The sequence below is a fragment of the Streptomyces sp. NPDC048462 genome, from assembly GCF_043200175.1.
In the GTDB taxonomy this organism is placed as follows: domain Bacteria; phylum Actinomycetota; class Actinomycetes; order Streptomycetales; family Streptomycetaceae; genus Streptomyces.
The window spans coordinates 145,421-161,878 of sequence record NZ_JBICXG010000011.1 but is presented as its reverse complement, the minus strand read 5'-3'; the positions used below and the strand labels follow the sequence as shown (position 1 = coordinate 161,878).

20 protein-coding genes and 1 tRNA gene are annotated in these 16,458 nt (G+C 70.5%); 3 read left to right on the top strand and 18 right to left on the bottom strand.

What is annotated here, in order from left to right; genetic code table 11:
• Window positions 1-35 precede the first annotated feature (35 nt).
• The 4 genes from ACGFU6_RS20240 to ACGFU6_RS20225 all read right to left on the bottom strand — a co-directional run bounded on the left by ACGFU6_RS20240 (window position 36) and on the right by ACGFU6_RS20225 (window position 1,827).
• Window positions 36-485 carry a DUF523 domain-containing protein gene (locus tag ACGFU6_RS20240; RefSeq protein WP_393612528.1) on the bottom strand — a complete coding sequence of 150 codons (450 nt, stop codon included), beginning with the start codon at window positions 483-485 and terminating at the stop codon, window positions 36-38.
• A 123-nt stretch (window positions 486-608) separates the two neighbouring features.
• On the bottom strand, window positions 609-1,283 hold the full coding sequence (locus tag ACGFU6_RS20235) for a hypothetical protein (protein ID WP_393612526.1): 675 nt from the start codon (window positions 1,281-1,283) through the stop codon (window positions 609-611).
• Window positions 1,284-1,455: 172 nt separating this feature from the next.
• Complete coding sequence (locus ACGFU6_RS20230; protein ID WP_393612524.1) at window positions 1,456-1,602, bottom strand: hypothetical protein; 147 nt, start codon at window positions 1,600-1,602, stop codon at window positions 1,456-1,458.
• A gap of 143 nt (window positions 1,603-1,745) precedes the next feature.
• Window positions 1,746-1,827: transfer RNA gene (locus ACGFU6_RS20225), tRNA-Tyr, on the bottom strand.
• A 215-nt stretch (window positions 1,828-2,042) separates the two neighbouring features.
• On the opposite strand from ACGFU6_RS20225, the gene ACGFU6_RS20220 reads away from it, so the two are divergent.
• The 3 genes from ACGFU6_RS20220 to ACGFU6_RS20210 all read left to right on the top strand — a co-directional run bounded on the left by ACGFU6_RS20220 (window position 2,043) and on the right by ACGFU6_RS20210 (window position 3,853).
• Complete coding sequence (locus tag ACGFU6_RS20220) at window positions 2,043-2,531, top strand: YajQ family cyclic di-GMP-binding protein (protein ID WP_123524210.1); 489 nt, start codon at window positions 2,043-2,045, stop codon at window positions 2,529-2,531.
• A 150-nt stretch (window positions 2,532-2,681) separates the two neighbouring features.
• The gene (locus ACGFU6_RS20215) at window positions 2,682-3,194 is read left to right on the top strand and encodes a methylated-DNA--[protein]-cysteine S-methyltransferase (RefSeq protein ID WP_393612522.1); all 513 of its coding nucleotides are present in this window, start codon (window positions 2,682-2,684) and stop codon (window positions 3,192-3,194) included.
• Window positions 3,194-3,853: an alpha-ketoglutarate-dependent dioxygenase AlkB family protein gene (locus ACGFU6_RS20210; protein WP_393612520.1), complete on the top strand. Its 660-nt coding sequence runs from the start codon at window positions 3,194-3,196 to the stop codon at window positions 3,851-3,853. Before ACGFU6_RS20215 ends, ACGFU6_RS20210 begins: the two co-directional genes overlap by 1 nt.
• 12 nt (window positions 3,854-3,865) lie before the next feature.
• On the opposite strand, the gene ACGFU6_RS20205 is transcribed toward ACGFU6_RS20210, so the two are convergent.
• From ACGFU6_RS20205 to ACGFU6_RS20140, 14 genes are all read right to left on the bottom strand, one after another.
• On the bottom strand, window positions 3,866-4,141 hold the full coding sequence (locus ACGFU6_RS20205) for a GlsB/YeaQ/YmgE family stress response membrane protein (RefSeq protein ID WP_393612518.1): 276 nt from the start codon (window positions 4,139-4,141) through the stop codon (window positions 3,866-3,868).
• 151 nt (window positions 4,142-4,292) lie between these two features.
• Window positions 4,293-4,685, bottom strand: coding sequence for a YccF domain-containing protein (locus ACGFU6_RS20200; protein WP_073732710.1), 393 nt, complete (start codon window positions 4,683-4,685; stop codon window positions 4,293-4,295).
• Window positions 4,682-5,545 carry a zinc metalloprotease HtpX gene (htpX, locus tag ACGFU6_RS20195; protein ID WP_393612516.1) on the bottom strand — a complete coding sequence of 288 codons (864 nt, stop codon included), beginning with the start codon at window positions 5,543-5,545 and terminating at the stop codon, window positions 4,682-4,684. Before htpX ends, ACGFU6_RS20200 begins: the two co-directional genes overlap by 4 nt.
• Window positions 5,546-5,740: 195 nt before the next feature.
• Window positions 5,741-6,205 (bottom strand): large conductance mechanosensitive channel protein MscL, encoded by a 465-nt coding sequence (mscL, locus tag ACGFU6_RS20190; RefSeq protein ID WP_393612514.1) that lies wholly within the window; start codon window positions 6,203-6,205, stop codon window positions 5,741-5,743.
• Window positions 6,206-6,306: 101 nt separating this feature from the next.
• Entirely contained in the window at window positions 6,307-7,884 is a 1,578-nt protein-coding gene (locus ACGFU6_RS20185) for an NADH-quinone oxidoreductase subunit N (protein ID WP_393612512.1), read from the bottom strand.
• Window positions 7,881-9,431, bottom strand: a complete 1,551-nt coding sequence (locus tag ACGFU6_RS20180) for a NuoM family protein (protein WP_393612654.1) — start codon at window positions 9,429-9,431, stop codon at window positions 7,881-7,883. Before ACGFU6_RS20180 ends, ACGFU6_RS20185 begins: the two co-directional genes overlap by 4 nt.
• A gap of 27 nt (window positions 9,432-9,458) precedes the next feature.
• Window positions 9,459-11,459 (bottom strand): NADH-quinone oxidoreductase subunit L, encoded by a 2,001-nt coding sequence (locus ACGFU6_RS20175; RefSeq protein WP_393612510.1) that lies wholly within the window; start codon window positions 11,457-11,459, stop codon window positions 9,459-9,461.
• A complete protein-coding gene (gene nuoK, locus ACGFU6_RS20170; protein ID WP_393612508.1) occupies window positions 11,456-11,881 on the bottom strand; it encodes an NADH-quinone oxidoreductase subunit NuoK in 426 nt (141 codons plus the stop codon). The genes ACGFU6_RS20175 and nuoK overlap by 4 nt, the downstream gene beginning before the upstream one ends.
• The gene (locus ACGFU6_RS20165; RefSeq protein ID WP_393612653.1) at window positions 11,881-12,480 is read right to left on the bottom strand and encodes an NADH-quinone oxidoreductase subunit J; all 600 of its coding nucleotides are present in this window, start codon (window positions 12,478-12,480) and stop codon (window positions 11,881-11,883) included. The genes nuoK and ACGFU6_RS20165 overlap by 1 nt, the downstream gene beginning before the upstream one ends.
• Entirely contained in the window at window positions 12,480-13,112 is a 633-nt protein-coding gene (locus ACGFU6_RS20160; protein WP_393612506.1) for a NuoI/complex I 23 kDa subunit family protein, read from the bottom strand. The genes ACGFU6_RS20165 and ACGFU6_RS20160 overlap by 1 nt, the downstream gene beginning before the upstream one ends.
• Window positions 13,112-14,080 (bottom strand): NADH-quinone oxidoreductase subunit H, encoded by a 969-nt coding sequence (locus ACGFU6_RS20155; protein ID WP_393612504.1) that lies wholly within the window; start codon window positions 14,078-14,080, stop codon window positions 13,112-13,114. Before ACGFU6_RS20155 ends, ACGFU6_RS20160 begins: the two co-directional genes overlap by 1 nt.
• Window positions 14,077-15,345 carry an NADH-quinone oxidoreductase subunit C gene (locus ACGFU6_RS20150; RefSeq protein ID WP_393612502.1) on the bottom strand — a complete coding sequence of 423 codons (1,269 nt, stop codon included), beginning with the start codon at window positions 15,343-15,345 and terminating at the stop codon, window positions 14,077-14,079. The genes ACGFU6_RS20155 and ACGFU6_RS20150 overlap by 4 nt, the downstream gene beginning before the upstream one ends.
• The gene (locus tag ACGFU6_RS20145; protein ID WP_393612500.1) at window positions 15,342-16,046 is read right to left on the bottom strand and encodes an NADH-quinone oxidoreductase subunit B; all 705 of its coding nucleotides are present in this window, start codon (window positions 16,044-16,046) and stop codon (window positions 15,342-15,344) included. Before ACGFU6_RS20145 ends, ACGFU6_RS20150 begins: the two co-directional genes overlap by 4 nt.
• Window positions 16,037-16,447, bottom strand: coding sequence for an NADH-quinone oxidoreductase subunit A (locus ACGFU6_RS20140; protein WP_393612499.1), 411 nt, complete (start codon window positions 16,445-16,447; stop codon window positions 16,037-16,039). Before ACGFU6_RS20140 ends, ACGFU6_RS20145 begins: the two co-directional genes overlap by 10 nt.
• Window positions 16,448-16,458 lie beyond the last annotated feature (11 nt).

Below are 16,458 nucleotides of genomic sequence, written 5' to 3'. Positions count from 1 at the left end.
GCGGCGGGACCGCCGCCCCCGGTCAGCGATCCGTCTCAACCACCCGGTGCCGGGCGCACGGTGATGCCGTGCCGCTCCAGCAGGGCCGCCGTGACCCCGTCGCCCTCGCGCAGCCCGCCGGTGAACGTACCGTCATAAACCCTGCCCCGCCCGCACGAAGGGCTGCGGGCCATCAGCAGCGCCTCGGTGCACCCGGCCCCGCGCGCCGCCTCCAGGGCCCGCCACACGCCGTCCACGAACGCCTCGGTCACATCCCGCCCGGTGTCGTCCACGACGCGCGCACGGCCCTCCAGCACGTCGTGCCCGTCGCCGCCGACGATCTCGGCGGGACGCCGGGGCGTGGGCAGCCCGGCGACGACCTCAGGGCAGCAGGACACGGCCCGGCGGTCACCGATGGCGGCGGCAAGCCCGGAGGAGGCCTTGCCCCGGCCGTCGAAGCGGCAGCGCACACCCAGGAGGCAGGCACTGACCAGTACGGATTCCATGGTTACGCCCTTCGCGACGAGATGACGGGACGACGAGAGCACCCTTCCCAGGATGAGGGGCCTGTTGTGTGGCGGCACCGTGGTCGGGCCTGGGCAGCCTGAGCCGGAGTGTGACCATGCACCTCAGCCGACGGCCGGCTCACGCAGCGCAGCAGGGAACACCACTCGACCGACCCCGGTGTCGATGACTGCCGAGTGCTTCGGTTCCCCCTTCTCCGAAAGGTCTTCCCAAGCTGCGCGGACCAGTCGGCTCAGACCCGGCAGGGACTGCGAATGAACCGCACCGCGCGAACGGCTGCGCGCGAGGTCCCGTGGCCGCCAGTCGCCCGCAGTACGCCGACGGCTGTTGAGCGGCGGGGCCGTCCTGACCTGCAGCATGTGTTCCAAGGCGAGTCCACAGACACCGGTCCCCAGTTCAGCGGCTACAGCCTGTTCGTCCTCAGGAGCCTCGGAGAGCAGCAGAGGCCAGCGGATCACCACCACCCTCTCCCAGAGCTCGGGCGGCACGGTGTTGGCCAGATGATGGCTCTCACCCACTGGCAGATCCCTGAGGCGGCGTTCAGCAGCCTGCGTCTGCCCCACGTAGCAGAGCCCCGCACCGGAGGCGAAGACTCCATAGAGCACCGGCCCATTCACGGTGGGCCCATCACCGTTCGTCCCTGTCAGAAGGGCTCCGACCTGGTGCGCGAACCTGTACCGCCGCTCCTGCCAACGGGCAAGTAGCGAGGCGTCGGCGAGCAGAGTTGTCAGCGACGTTGTCCAACTGCGGTATGCGTCTTCGTACGACTGGTCGTTCACGGACACCAGTCTGAGGTACTCGCTACCGGCCGCCCCACCCGGTCGGCAACCCGTGCAACGCTGGACCGTCACGCTGCCCAGACCTCACCGCTGGCCAGGGCCCCTGGTGCTTCGCGCAACCAGAGGTGCCAACCACGGCAGGGTTTTGGCACTAGGCAAGGGAACGTGCCGTTCAGGCGCTCTGTTGCACGGAGTCGCGGTACGCGGACCAGGTGTCGGCGAGGCCGACAGGAGTGGTGCGACTCAACACAAGTGTCTGCAGAGCAGCCTCCGTCTCCGTGAGCGCCGTCAGGAACTTCACGTAGGCAGTGCGCCGCATCTCCTCAAGCCGAGAGGCTCGGTCCCGCCTGGCTCGCACAGCTTCGACCACCAGCGTTGAGCCGACGCCGAGCGCCGCGCCGCTCACGAGAAAACCCCTCCCGACCAGCTGAAACAGCAGGTCGGAAGGGGTTTCACTTCCAGTGGCGGCGCCAGGGTTCGAACCTGGGTAGGCTGAGCCGGCAGATTTACAGTCTGCTCCCTTTGGCCACTCGGGCACACCGCCAAGGGATGTTGCCGTGGGGCCCGCCTCTCGGCGGCGCTCTGTGGCAACGACGTAAACGATACCTGATGCCCAGGGGTGCTACGCCACTGGATTGATCAGCAGCCCGCGCGGGCCCGGGTAGCTAGGCTTTGGTGGGCGGCGTGGTGCCAGTGGGCCCCGCGGCCGCCCCGTAGACATTCCGTTTCCAGCACCCCAGATACAAGGAGCCACACGTCATGGCCGACTCCAGTTTCGACATCGTCTCGAAGGTCGAGCGGCAGGAGGTCGACAACGCCCTCAACCAGGCCGCCAAGGAGATCTCGCAGCGTTACGACTTCAAGGGCACCGGCGCCTCGATCTCCTGGTCGGGCGAGAAGATCCTTATGGAGGCGAGCGGCGAGGAGCGGGTCAAGGCGATCCTCGACATCTTCCAGTCCAAGCTGATCAAGCGCGGCATCTCGCTGAAGTCGCTGGACGTGGGCGAGCCGCAGCTGTCCGGCAAGGAGTACAAGCTCTTCGCCACCATCGAGGAGGGCATCTCCCAGGAGAACGCCAAGAAGGTCGCGAAGGTCATTCGCGACGAGGGCCCCAAGGGCGTCAAGGCGCAGGTCCAGGGGGACGAGCTGCGGGTCAGCTCGAAGAGCCGGGACGACCTGCAGGCCGTCCAGGCGCTGATCAAGGGCCAGGACTTCGACTTCGACGTGCAGTTCGCCAACTACCGCTAGTACGAGACGGTCCGGGCGCGGGGCGGAGTGTGTGGTTCCGCGCCCGGACGTCATGTCCGAATACCGCCGGTGGCGGCGGTTCGGGCGACGCAGACTGGTCCGTGGCAGCCGATGATCCCGCTGCCCGCCGGACGAGACGAGGGACGAGTCATGACCATGTACGCGACGGTCGACAGCCCACTGGGCGAACTGCTGCTGGTCGGCGAGAAGGCCGCGGGGCCGGCCGGCGACGAGGTCACGCTCGTCTCGCTCTCCCTTCCGGGCCAGAAGGGCGCGGCGGTCGTCCAGGACGGCTGGATCCGTGAGCCCGGGGCGTTCGAGGCGATCGCCGGGCAGCTGCGGGAGTACTTCGAGGGGCGGCGGACCCGCTTCGACATCGCTCTCGCCGGCGGCCGGGGCACCGAGTTCCAGCGCCGGGTGTGGGCCGCACTCGACGGGGTCCCCTACGGGGAGACCATGTCGTACGGGCAGATCGCCGAGCGGGTCGGCGCGTCCGGGGCGGGGGTGCGTGCTGTGGGCACGGCGATCGGGCGCAATCCCCTGCTGGTCGTACGGCCGTGTCACCGGGTGATCGGTGCCGACGGGGCGCTGCGCGGCTACGCGGGCGGCCTGGAGCGCAAGGAGCGGCTTCTGGGGCTTGAGGGCGCCCTGGCGGTGCGCTGATGGCCGGGCTCTTCCCCCGGCCGCCGACGGAGGTCGCGCCGGGCGCGGTGCACGTACCCGACTGGCTGTCCGAGGAACGTCAGCGGGAGCTGGTGACGGCCTGCCGGGAGTGGGCGCGCGGGCCGGTGCCGCTGCGGCACACGGCGCTGCCGGGCGGCGGGGTGATGTCCGTACGGACCGTGTGCCTGGGGTGGCACTGGCAGCCGTACCGGTACACGCGTACGGCGGACGACGTGAACGGCGCTCCCGTCGCCCCGTTTCCCGACTGGCTCGGGGAGTTGGGGCGGGCCGCGCTGGTGGCGGCGTACGGCTCGCAGAGCCCGGTACGGACGTACGCGCCGGACACCGCGCTGATCAACTTCTATGACGACGCGGCACGGATGGGCATGCACCAGGACAAGGAGGAGCGCTCCGGTGCGCCTGTGGTGTCGCTGAGCATCGGTGACAGCTGCGTCTTCCGCTTCGGGAACACCGAGAGCCGGGGAAGGCCCTACACCGATGTGGAGTTGGCCTCGGGCGATCTGTTCGTCTTCGGCGGGCCCTCGCGGTTCGCGTTCCACGGAGTGCCGAGGATCCGTCCGGGGACAGCCGGTCCCGCGACAGGGATGAGCGGTGGGCGGCTCAATCTGACCCTTCGCGAGACCGGGTTGGGCGTCTGAGGCCGGACGGGTTCAGCGGCGTTCGCGGGAGTTCCCGAACAGCAGCCGGTAGGCGATCAGCAGGACCAGTGAACCGCCGATGGCCGAGATCCAGGTCGCAGCGTCGAAGAAGTCGTCCTTGGAGATCGGCCGGTCCAGGAAGCGCGCGGATATCCAGCCGCCCACGAAGGCGCCGACGATCCCTATGAGCGTGGTGCCCACGAGGCCGCCGGGGTCGCGTCCCGGCAGCAGGATCTTGGCGATGACGCCTGCGACAAGCCCAAGAATGATCCAGCCAATAATCGTCATGCGTGCGAACCTACCCCTCACTCGGTCTTGGAATCCAAGACGCCCGTGAGGGGCGGGTGGTTGCGGGATACGCGCTGTGAGCTGGCTGTACGTCTCGCAGCACCGCTCGCCGGCGGTGGTTCGTCAGCGGTGGTTCGTCAGCGGTGGTTCGTCACCAGCCGGCGAACTGCTCGTCGGTGCTGACGATCTCCTTGCCGAAGGGCATCAGCGACACCGGGATCAGCTTGAAGTTGGCGATGCCCAGGGGGATGCCGATGATCGTGATGCACAGGGCGATACCGGTGGTGATGTGCCCGAGCGCCAGCCACCACCCGGCGAGGACCAGCCACAGCACGTTGCCGACGCAGGAGGGCGCGCCCGCGTCCCGGCGGTCGACGACGCGGTGGCCGAAGGGCCACAGGGCGTAGACGCCGATGCGGAAGGCCGCGAGGCCGAACGGGATACCGATGATCGTGATGCACAGCAGGAGTCCCGCGAGCAGGTAGCCCAGGAACATCCAGAAGCCGCACAGGACCAGCCAAATGACGTTCAGAATTGTCTTCACGGGCGATGACCTGCCATCTGCTCGAGTCGGGCGATGCGCTCCGCCATCGGCGGGTGGGTCGAGAACATCCTGGACATGCCCCGGCCGGGACGGAACGGGTTGGCGATCATCATGTGGCTCGCTGTCTCGATCCGCGGTTCGGGGGGCAGCGGAAGCTGCTTGGTTCCGGCATCCAGCTTACGCAGGGCGTCGGCGAGGGCCAACGGATCACCGGTCAGCTGGGCGCCCGAGGCGTCCGCCTCGTACTCACGGGAGCGGCTGACGGCCAGTTGGATGACGGAGGCGGCGAGCGGGCCCAGGATCATGATCAGCAGCATGCCGAGGATGCCGGGGCCCTCGTCGTCGTTGGAGCGGCCGACCGGGATGAGCCAGGCGAAGTTGACCAGGAACATGACGACGGAGGCGAGGGCCCCGGCGACGGACGAGATCAGGATGTCTCGGTTGTAGACATGGCTGAGCTCATGGCCGAGGACGCCGCGCAGCTCCCGCTCGTCCAGGATCTGGAGGATGCCCTCGGTGCAGCAGACCGCGGCGTTGCGCGGGTTGCGGCCGGTCGCGAAGGCGTTGGGGGCCTGTGTCGGGGAGATGTAGAGCCGCGGCATGGGCTGCCGGGCGGCCGTGGAGAGCTCGCGGACCATGCGGTACAGCTGGGGCGCCTCGAACTCGCTCACCGGGCGGGCGCGCATGGCGCGCAGCGCCAGCTTGTCGCTGTTCCAGTACGCGTAGGCGTTGGTGCCGACGGCTACCAGGAGCGCGACGATCAGGCCCGTACGTCCGAAGAAGCTGCCGATGAGAATGATGAGTGCGGACAGGCCCCCGAGGAGTACGGCGGTTCTCAGCCCGTTGTGCCGGCGGTGCACGGTACGCCCTCCAAATGGTGCAGCAGGGGAACCCTTGCTTGGTGGTGCTCCACTCCCCAGTGGAGCCTCCCGTACTGGTCAACGCCAGGCGAGGAGAGCTAGTTCCCTTGTGCTCACTGCCGCGGGGCCCGGCTCGCTCCGGGTGTTCGCTCCGGGGCGGGCCGTAGGCCGTACGGGTGGAGAGGTGCCGCGGGGTCAGCGCTGGACGGGGAGTTTGGCGAGCGCCAGGGCCTCGGGGTCGGGCTCGACCTCGCTGGTGCAGTGGGCGCAGCGGGAGGCGACGGCGGGGATCGCCGTGTAGCAGCGCGGGCAGTCGCGCAGGGCGGCCTTGATGTCGACCTCCTCCTGGTCCTTCTTGGCGGTGAAGCGGTCCTGGACCTTGGCCATGGGCATGACGACGCAGAAGTAGAGGACCGCGGCGGTGATGAGGAAGGCGATCGCGGCGGCGACGAAGAGGCCGTAGGGAAAGGTCACACCGTCGAACTTGAACTCGGCCTTGCTGAAGTCACCGGTGCCTCGGGTGATGAGGCCGATCAGCGGCACGATGAACGCGTTGCTGAACCCGGTGACGACCGCGGTGAACGCGGCTCCGACGGCGAGACCGATCGCCATGGAGATGACGTTTCCGCGCAGGATGAATTCCTTGAACCCGTTCAGCACTGCCTGTGGCTCCTCGGTTGTGATGTGCAGTTCGTATGCGCCGTGCGCGGGCATGACCCTGCCCTGCGCGGACCGCTCCGGGCAAACCGATCTTGCCGGCGTCAGAACAGGTTGACGTCGGCGAACCTGAGGACCGCCTGGGGTGCGCCGGAGAGGGCGATGCCGGCGACGGCGGTGATGACGATCGCGGCGGTGAGCGGTGCCGGGGCGCGGTGCCGGATGACGGGCCGCTGCTCCGTACCGTCCTGCGCGCCCTCCCGGGCTTCGTCCTCGGCGGGGCCGCGGAACAGGGCGGCGGTCCACTGGAGGTAGTAGTACAGCGCGATCACGACGTTGACGGCCATGACGACGGCGAGCCAGCCGAGTCCGGCGTCGACGGCCGAGGAGAAGACGGTGACCTTGGCGAAGAGGCCGATGATGCCCGGCGGCAGTCCGGCCAGGCAGAGCAGGAAGAAGCCCAGGGCGAGGGCCGCCAGGGGGCGGGTGGCGTAGAGGTTGCGGTAGTCGGCCAGACGGTTGCCGGGGCTGGTGCGGGCGACCAGGGCGGCGACGGCGAAGGCGCCGAGGTTCACGACGGCGTACATCAGGGCGTACGCGACGGTGGAGCCGATCTGCCGGTCGCCGGCGTACGCGGCCGCGGCGATCGGCACCAGGAGGTAGCCGGCCTGGGCGACGGACGACCAGGCCAGGAGGCGTACGGCGCTGCGGGCGCGGGTTGCGCTCTGGCGCAGGGCCGCGACGTTGCCGACGGTCATGGTGAGCGCGGCGAGGACGGCGAGGGCGGGGCCCCAGACGTCCGCGTAGGAGGGGAACGCGACCACGGTGACGAGGATCAGGCCGGAGAAGCCGACGGCCTTGCCGACGACCGAGAGGTAGGCGGCGATCGGCAGCGGGGCGCCGACATAGGTGTCGGGGACCCAGAAGTGGAAGGGTGCGGCGGCTGTCTTGAAGGCGAAGCCGACGAGGGTGAGGGCGACGCCCGCCTCGGCGAGGGTGGAGAGCTGCCCGGGTACGTCGTCGAGGCGGGCGGCGATCTCCGTGAGGTGGAGGGTGCCGGTCGCCGCGTAGACGAAGCTGACGCCGAGGAGCATCACGGCGGTCGCGACGACGGAGGACAGGAAGAACTTCAGCGCGGCTTCGGAGGAGCGCCGGTCGCCGCGCTTGATGCCCACGAGGGCGAATGCGGGCAGCGAGGCGACTTCGAGGGCGACGACGAGGGTGGCGAGGTCGCGGGCGGCGGGCAGCAGCGCGGCACCGGCGGCGGAGGACAGCAGCAGGAACCAGAACTCGCCGGCCGGCAGCTTGCGGGTGTCCCCGATCGACAGCAGCGCGGTCAGCAGGGCGCCGCCGAGCACCAGGAGCTGGATGACCAGGGTGAAGTGGTCGGCGGTGTAGCTGCAGGCGTGGGTGCCGGTGCTGAGGCAGAAGGTGGAACGGTCGCCGTCGCGCAGCGGGAGGAGGAGCAGGAGGGCGGCCACGAGCCCGGCGACGGCCCCGTAGCCGAGGAGCGGCTTGCGCTCCTTGGGTACGAAGAGGTCGGCGACCAGGACGACGAGGGCGACGGCGGCGACGGTGACCGGGGGCGCGATGGCGAGCCAGTCGACGGACTGGACGAGGCTGGTGGTGCCCTCGGCCGCGGTGTGGACCAGGCCGGTGGTGCTCTCGGCCGCTGTGGTCACGACTTGCCTCCTGCGAGGAGCTTCTGCACGGCCGGGTCGGTGAGGCCGAGGAGGACGGCGGGCCACAGCCCGGCCAGGACGGTGAGGGCAGCGAGGGGGGTCCAGGCGGCGAACTCGTGGTGCTGGATGTCGGGGATCCGGTGCGGTTCCTCGCGCTTGGCGCCCATGCAGACGCGGCGTACCAGGATGAGCATGTACGCGGCGGTGAGCAGGGTGCCGAACGCGGCGACCGACATGAAGGTCAGGAAGGCGGGGCGGCTCAGGCCGTCGGCCGGGTCGAAGGCGCCGAACAGCGTGAGCATCTCGCCCCAGAACCCGGCGAGGCCGGGCAGGCCCAGGGAGGCGATCGCGGTGAACGCGAGGAGGCCGCCGAGGCGGGGCGCGCTGCCGTAGAGCGCGGCGCCGGTGGCGCCGGAGAGGGTGTCTAGGTCGGCGGTGCCGTAGCGGTCCTTGACCGCGCCGGCCAGGAAGAACAGCAGGCCGGTGATGAGCCCGTGGGCGATGTTGGCGAAGAGCGCGCCGTTGACGCCGGTGGGGGTCATGCTCGCGATGCCGAGGAGTACGAAGCCCATGTGGCCGACGGAGGAGTACGCGATCAGGCGCTTCAGGTCGCCCTTGGCGCCGGGCCGGGCCAGGGCCAGGCAGGCGAGCGAGCCGTAGATGATGCCGGCGACCGCGAAGGCGGCGAGGTAGGGCGCGAAGGTGTGCATGCCGTCGGGGGCGATCGGGAGCAGGATCCGGACGAATCCGTACGTGCCCATCTTCAGCAGGACGCCCGCCAGGAGGACCGAGCCGACGGTCGGGGCGGCGGTGTGGGCATCCGGGAGCCAGCTGTGCAGCGGCCACATCGGGGTCTTGACGGCGAGTCCGATGCCGATCGCGAGAACGGCGATGACCTGCACGGACGAGGTGAGGCCTCGGCCGTTGTCAGTGGCGAGTGCCACCATGTCGAAGGTGCCGCTCTTCAGTCCGATGAGGAGCAGCCCCAGCAGCATGACGACCGAGCCGAGCAGTGTGTAGAGGATGAACTTCCAGGCGGCCGCCTGCCTCTGCGCGCCGCCCCAGCGGGCGATGAGGAAGTACATCGGGATGAGCACCATCTCGAATGCCAGGAAGAACAGCAGCAGATCGAGGACGGCGAAGGTCGCGAGGGTGCCGGACTCCAGGACCAGGATCAGGGCGACGAAGGCCTTCGGGGAGGGGCCTGCGGGCAGCTTGAAGTAGCTGTGGAGCGCGCAGAGGAAGGTCAGCAGCGCGGTCAGTACGAGAAGGGGGAGCGAGATGCCGTCGATGCCGAGATGGATGCGGACGTCGAGCGCCGGGATCCAGCTGATGTCGGTGGTGGCCTGCATCTTCGACGGGTGGTCGTGGTCGAAGCCCAGGGCGAGCACGATCGCGGCGATGAGGATCACGCCGGTCACGGTCACGCCGTGGCGGAGTACCGCCTGGTCGGGGTTGCGGCCCTTGAGTCCGGGCGGGGCCGGGAGCAGGGCCGCGACGGCTCCGAGGAGCGGGGCGACGACGATGAACGCCAGAAGGAACTGCATCACGGATGCGCTGATATCGATCACGGCTCACGACCCGGCGTTGACGTTGGCGAAGACGACGGCGGCGACCGCCAGGACCAGGGAACCGGCGAGCAGCGCGCTGAGGTAGGTCTGCACGTTGCCGGTCTGGGCACGGCGGACGGCGGTGCCGAGCCAGCGTGCGCCGGTGGCGGAGCCGCGTACGTAGGTGTCGACGACCTCGCGGTCCAGGAAGCGGACGAGGCTCGCCGCCGCCTGGACGGGGCGGACGAACAGTGCCGCGTAGACGGCGTCCAGGTGGAAGCCGGCGGCCGCGTGGCGGTGGAGCGGGCCGAGCAGCAGCCGGCCGGGGTCGGCCGGGTCGGGGGCGTCACCGGTGTCCCCGTAGGCGGCGGTGCGGCTCTCCATGGCCTCGACCTCGATGAGGGCGGGTTCGGCGTCGGGGTGGGCCACGACGGAGCCCATGGGGGTGCGGGCGGCGAGCGCCGTGGTGTGGCGCCAGGCCCCGTAGGTGACGAGGCCGCCGACGAGGCCGACGCCGGTGGACAGGACGGCGGTGGTCAGCGACGGGGTGAGGCTGTGGCCGTCGAACCAGTCGGTGATCACGCCGACGGTCAGGCCGAACGCCATGGTGGGGACGGCCAGGACCCACAGGACCGAGGTCATGGCGACGGGCTGCCTGCCGTGGTCGGGGGCCTCGGCGCCCCGGCCGCGGAAGGCAAGGAGCCAGAGGCGGGTGGCGTACGCCGCGGTGAGCACGGCGGCCAGGAGTCCGGCGACGAGGACGGTCCAGCCGGCGGCGGCCGGGGCGACGTGGCGGTCGCCGAGGGCGGTGTGCTCGGCGGCGACGAGGACGGCTTCCTTGGAGAAGAAGCCGGCGAACGGCGGGACGGCGGCCAGCGCGAGGAGTGCGACGGTCATCGTCCAGTACGCGTCGGGGATGCGCTTGGCCAGGCCGCCCATGCGGGACATGGCGGCCAGTGAGTTGGTGCCCGCGGCGTGGATGACGACGCCCGCGGCGAGGAAGAGGACGGCCTTGAACGCGCCGTGCGAGAGGAGGTGGAAGACGGCGGCACCCCGGTCGCCGACGGCCAGGGCGCCGGACATGTAGCCGAGCTGCCCGATCGTGGAGTAGGCGAGGACGCGTTTGATGTCGTCCTGGGCGAGTGCGGCGAGTCCGGAGCCGATCATCGTGACGGCGGCCATCACGGCGAGGACGACGAGCGCCGCGCCCGAGGCGGCGAAGACGGGGAGCAGCCGGGCCACGAAGTAGATACCGGCGGCGACCATCGTCGCGGCGTGGATCAGCGCGGAAACAGGGGTGGGACCGGCCATCGCGTCGGGCAGCCAGGTGTGCAGCGGGAACTGCGCGGACTTGCCCGCGACACCGGCCAGCAGCAGCAGGGCGATCACGGTGGGGTGGTCGAGGCCGCCGTGGGCGACGGAACCCAGGATGCCGGTGATGCGGAAGGTGCCCGTGTCGGCGGCGAGGGCGAACAGGCCGATGAGGAAGGGGACGTCACCGAGCTTGGTGACCAGGAACGCCTTGAGGGAGGCCGCGCGGGCCTCGGGAGTCTCCCAGTAGTGGCCGACCAGGAAGTACGAGCAGATGCCCATGACCTCCCAGCCGACCAGGAGCACCATCAGGTCGCCGGAGTAGACGACGAGCAGCATCGCGGCGGTGAAGAGGGAGACGAGGGCCGTGTACGAGGGGTAGCGGGGGTCGTCGCGCAGGTACGCCGTCGAGTAGATCTGCACGCAGCTCGCGACCAGGGCGACCAGCACGGCGACGAGGACCGCGAAGCCGTCGAGGTGCAGCGCCAGGTCGATCGGGACCGAGCCGGTGGGGGTGAGCTGGGTCGCGGCGTCGATGGCCCGGCCGCCGCCCTGGCGGGCCGCGACGACGGCGGCGATGACGAGGGTGGCGAGGGAGGGCAGTACGGCGAGGGGGCGGACGAAGCCGGGGGCCGTGCGCCCGAGGAGGAGGCCGGCCGCGGCTCCCAGGAACGGGAGGAGGGGGACGAGGACGGCGAGGGTCGTGGTGGTCACGGGGTGGCCTCTGCCTTCTTTGCCTTCCCTGCCGGAGCAGTGGCCTGGTCTTCGGGGACTTCGGTGTCCCTGTCGTCGGTGTCCCTGTCGTCGTCCGGGAGTTCCTCGGCCTCGTCGGTCTCGGCGGTGTCGCGGAGGCGGTCGACGTCGGAGCTGCCTCGGTTGCGGTACACGGCGAGGACGATGGCCAGGCCGATGCCGATCTCCGCCGCCGCGATGGCGATGGTGAACAGGGTGAGGGCCTGGCCGGAGTGCAGGGCGTCGCGCAGCCATACGTCGAACGCGACCAGGTTGAGGTTGACCGCGTTGAGCATCAGCTCGACGGACATCAGGACCAGGATCGCGTTGCGGCGCGCGAGAACCCCGTAGAGGCCGGTACAGAAGAGGAGGACGGCGAGCACGGCGGGATAGGCGAGGTGCATCAGCTGTTGTCCTCTCGGCTCTTGGCTTCCTGGGCCTTGCGGGACAGGACGACCGCGCCGACGAGCGCTGCGAGCAGGAGGACGGAGAGCGCTTCGAAGGGCAGTACCCAGTGCCGGAACAGAAAGGCGCCGGTCGCCTCGGTGGACCCCTGGGCCGGTCCGTCCAGCTCGATCCAGGTGGTGCGGAAGGCGTCGACGACGACCCATACGAGGGTGCCGGCGGCGGCGACCGCCACCGCGAGGGCGGCCCAGCGGTTCTCCGAATCGGCGTCCGGGGAGCGGCCGATGGGGGCCCTGGTGAGCATCAGGCCGAACAGCAGGAGGACGACGACGGAACCGACGTAGATCAGTACCTGCACCCAGGCGATGAACTCGGCCGTGAGCAGCAGGTATTCGACGGCGAGCCCGCCGAGCGCCACGATCAGCCAGAGGGCGGCGTGTACCAGTTGTCTGGTCGTGACGGTGACGAGGGCCGCGCCGAGGGTGGCGATCCCGACCAGGACGAAGGCGATCTCGATGCCTGCCGGGGAGAGGAAGCCGGGATGGCTCCCGGCGGCGAGGACGTGGGCGGGGCCGTCGGCGAGGACGTTGGCGGTGATCACGCCTGGCCCTCCTGGTCCGTCGGGGTGGGGTCCGTCGGGGTGGGATCCGTCGGGGTGGGATCCGTCGGGGTGGGCGGGGCGGCCTCGGCGGCGGCCTCCTGCTCACGCTTGGTCCGGAGCTTGTCCGCCGTCTTGCGGGCGGCGGCGATCTCCTTCGGCTCCTCGGCCGCCGGATCGAGCGCCGGCGGCTCCGGCACGGTCCACATCCACTCGCGGAGCTTGTCGCGCTCGTGGGTGAGTTCGAGGATGTCCGTCTCCGCGTACTCGAACTCCGGCGACCAGAACAGCGCGTCGAACGGGCACACCTCGATGCAGATACCGCAGTACATGCAGAGCGAGAAGTCGATGGCGAAGCGGTCCAGCACGTTGCGGCTGCGCTCGCGCCCACCCGGGGCGGCGGCGGGCACCGTCTCCTTGTGGGAGTCGATGTAGATGCACCAGTCCGGACACTCACGGGCGCAGAGCATGCAGACCGTGCAGTTCTCCTCGAACAGCGCGATGACGCCTCGGGAGCGGGGCGGCAGTTCGGGCTGCGTGTCCGGGTACTGGGCGGTGACGGTCTTCTTGGTCATCGTCCGCAGGGTGACGGCGAGACCCTTGGCCAGGCCTGCGCCGGGGATCGGGGGCACTAGTTGATCGCCACCTTCACGATGCCGGTGAGCGCGATCTGCGCGAGAGCGAGCGGGATGAGCGTGGTCCAGGCGAGCTTCTGCAGCTGGTCCTCGCGGAGGCGGGGATAGCTCACGCGCAACCAGATGACGACGAAGGCGAGGACGGCGACCTTCAGGAGGGTCCAGACCCAGCCCAGTCCGTCGGCGCCCAGTGGGCCGTGCCAGCCGCCCAGGAAGAGGACGGTGGTCAGCGCGCACAGCACGACGATGCCCGCGTACTCGGCGAGCAGGAACAGGGCGAACCGGAGGCCGGTGTACTCGGTGTACGCGCCGAAGATGATCTCCGAGTCCGCGATCGGCATGTCGAAGGGCGGGCGCTGGAGTTCGGCGAGCCCTGCCACGAAGAAGACCAGGGCCCCGATGATCTGCCACGGCAGCCACCACCACTCGAAGGCGTCGAGGATGCCGGGGAGCGAGACCGTGCCGGCCGCCATCGCCACCGAGGCGGCGGCGAGCAGCATCGGCAGCTCGTACGCGAGCAGCTGGGCGGCGGTGCGGATCCCGCCGAGCAGCGAGAACTTGTTGGCCGATGCCCAGCCCGCCATGAGCGAGCCGAGCACGCCGATGCCCATCACCGCGAGCACGAAGAAGATGCCCGCGTCGACCACCTGGCCGACCGCGCCCTCGCCGGGGCCGATCGGGATGGCCACGAGCACGAGGAGGTACGGGAGCAGCGCGACGGCGGGGGCCAGCTGGAAGACGCGGCGGTCGGCCTCGGCCGGGACGATGTCTTCCTTCTGTACGAACTTCACGCCGTCCGCGACGAGCTGGGCCCAGCCGTGGAAGCCGCCGGCGTACATGGGGCCCAGGCGGCCCTGCATGTGGGCCATCACCTTGTGTTCGGCCTGGCCGACGACGAGGGGGACGACCATGAACACCGCGAACACGATGACGAGGCGGAGGGCGACGTCCAGTACGTCGTTCACTCGGTTTCGCCTCCGGCTGGAGTGTCGGGGGTATCAGGAGTATCGGGGGTATCAGCTGTATCGGATGTCTTGGCTGTGTCCGCCGCGTCCGCTGTGTTTGGTGCGTCCGCTGCGTTTGGTGCCTCTGCTGCGTCTGCTGCGTCTGCTGCCTTGGGGGGTTGTTCGGTGGGGGTGCCGCTGCGCGGGGGCTCTCCCCTGCCCGTCCCTTCCCGAACCGGGGGCTCTGCCCCCGGGGCCCCGCTCCTCAAACGCCGGAGGGGCTGGGACTGTGCCGAATCAGCGGCATCGGCAGCGGCCCCGGCATCAGCCGCAGCCCCGGCATCAGCCGGAGCCCCGGCATCCCGGTCCGATGCGTCGTCGAAGGCCGGGCGGGCGTTGTGCCACGGTGCGTCCGTCGCCGGAGCAGGGGCAGGCGCCGGTGCGTCCGTGTTCGGAGCAGGCGCGGGCGCCGGAGCAGACGCATCTGGACCCGGGGCGGGCGCAGGCTCCGTACCCGTACCCGTACCCGGAGCCGGTGTGGTCCGGGGCGCCGGGGCCGGGCTCGCCCCGGTGTCGGGGGCTCCCGGCCGCTGGCCCACCGAGCCGTCGCTCGCGCCGCGGGTGCGGCGGGCCGGGCGGTCGCCCGCCGGCCTCGCCGCGCGGGCGGGGCGGGCGGGGGCAGGCGGGAGCTGGCCCTTCAGCGGGCCCCATTCGTTCGGGTCGGGGACGCCGGGCGGCAGCATCGTGCGGCGCTTCGGGCCGCCGTGCTCCGACTCGCCCGGCTCCTTCGCTCCCGGCCAGGCCTTCGCCACGCGGGCCGCCAGGACGAAGTCCTTGCGCAGCGGGTGGCCCTCGAAGCCCTCGGGCAGCAGCAGGGGGACCAGGTGCGGGTGGCCGTCGAAGCCGATGCCGAACATCTCGTGGGTCTCGCGCTCGTGCCAGGCGGCGCCCGCGTAGACGCCGATCGCGCTGGGCAGCACGGCGGCCTCGTGCGGAACGGTCGTGCGGACCAGCAGCCGGCGGACCGCGGGGCCGGGGCCGGCACGGTCGGGCAGCGCGACGAGGTGGGCGCAGACCAGGAAGCCCGTGCCCGGTTCGTCGACGGCGCTCAGCCAGTCGAAGTAGGTGCAGCCGAGGCGGTCGCGCGCCGTTTCGAGCGCGGCGATCCAGGATGCGGGCGGCACGTCGACGGTCAGCAGTTCGTACGACTGCTCCGCCGTGGCGTCCTCGCCGAAGATCTCGGCGACGGCGTCCGGCAGCCGGTCGTAGCTCTCGGCGGCGGTCACTTCCCCTCCTCCTTCGGGGAGTCGGGGGCGGAACCGGTCACGGACGGCGCGGCGACCAGTCCGCTGCGCAGCGCGGCGGTGGACGGACGGGCCGCGTCGCCCGTTCCGTAGCGCTCGCTGAGTGACTCGCGGGCGATCTTCTCCTGGAGCTTGAGGATCCCCTGGAGCAGGGCCTCCGGCCGGGGCGGGCAGCCGGGGACGTAGACGTCCACCGGGATGATCTGGTCGACCCCCTTCGTCACCGAGTACGAATCCCAGTACGGGCCGCCGCAGTTGGAGCAGGCGCCGAAGGAGATGACGTACTTGGGCTCGGGCATCTGCTCGTACAGGCGCTTCACCGCCGGGGCCATCTTGTCCGTCACCGTGCCGGAGACGATCATGAGGTCGGCCTGGCGGGGGCCGGGCGCGAACGGGATCACGCCGAGCCGGATGAAGTCGTGGCGCGCCATGGAAGCGGCGATGAACTCGATCGCGCAGCAGGCGAGTCCGAAGTTGAAGACCCAGAGGCTGTAGCGGCGTCCCCAGTTGAGGACCACCTTCATCGGCTCGGGCGCGAGCCGGGACAGCACCCCGAGCCGCTTCGGCTCGGGAAGGAACGTGGGTACGGGTTCGGGCCCGGGTACGGGCACGGGACCCGACTCCGGTCCCGACTGCGGCTGGGGCTGCGGCTGACCGGCTGACGACGGGCTCGTCACGTCCATTCGAGGACGCCCTTCTTCCATGCGTAGAGCAGTCCCACGGCCAGGAAACCGAGGAAGATGAACATTTCCACCAGCGTCGTCGCGCCGTATCCGGGCGCGGCGAAGACGGTTGCCCAGGGGAACAGGAAGATCGAGTCGACGGCGAAGATCACGTACAGGAAGCCGTACACGTAATAACGGACCTGGGTGTGGGCCCAGCCCTCCCCCACGGGGTCCACGCCGCACTCGTACGTGAGGAGTTTCTCCGGCGTCGGGACCACCGGGCGCATCAGCCGGCCGGCTCCGAAGGCGACGGCGACGAACAGCACCCCGACCACGGCGAGCAGCCCGACGACCGAGTAGCTGTGGAAGTACTCCGACGCGAGAACGGCCGGTCCCGACAGGTCCGCAACGTCCGTCACGTCCGCCCCCT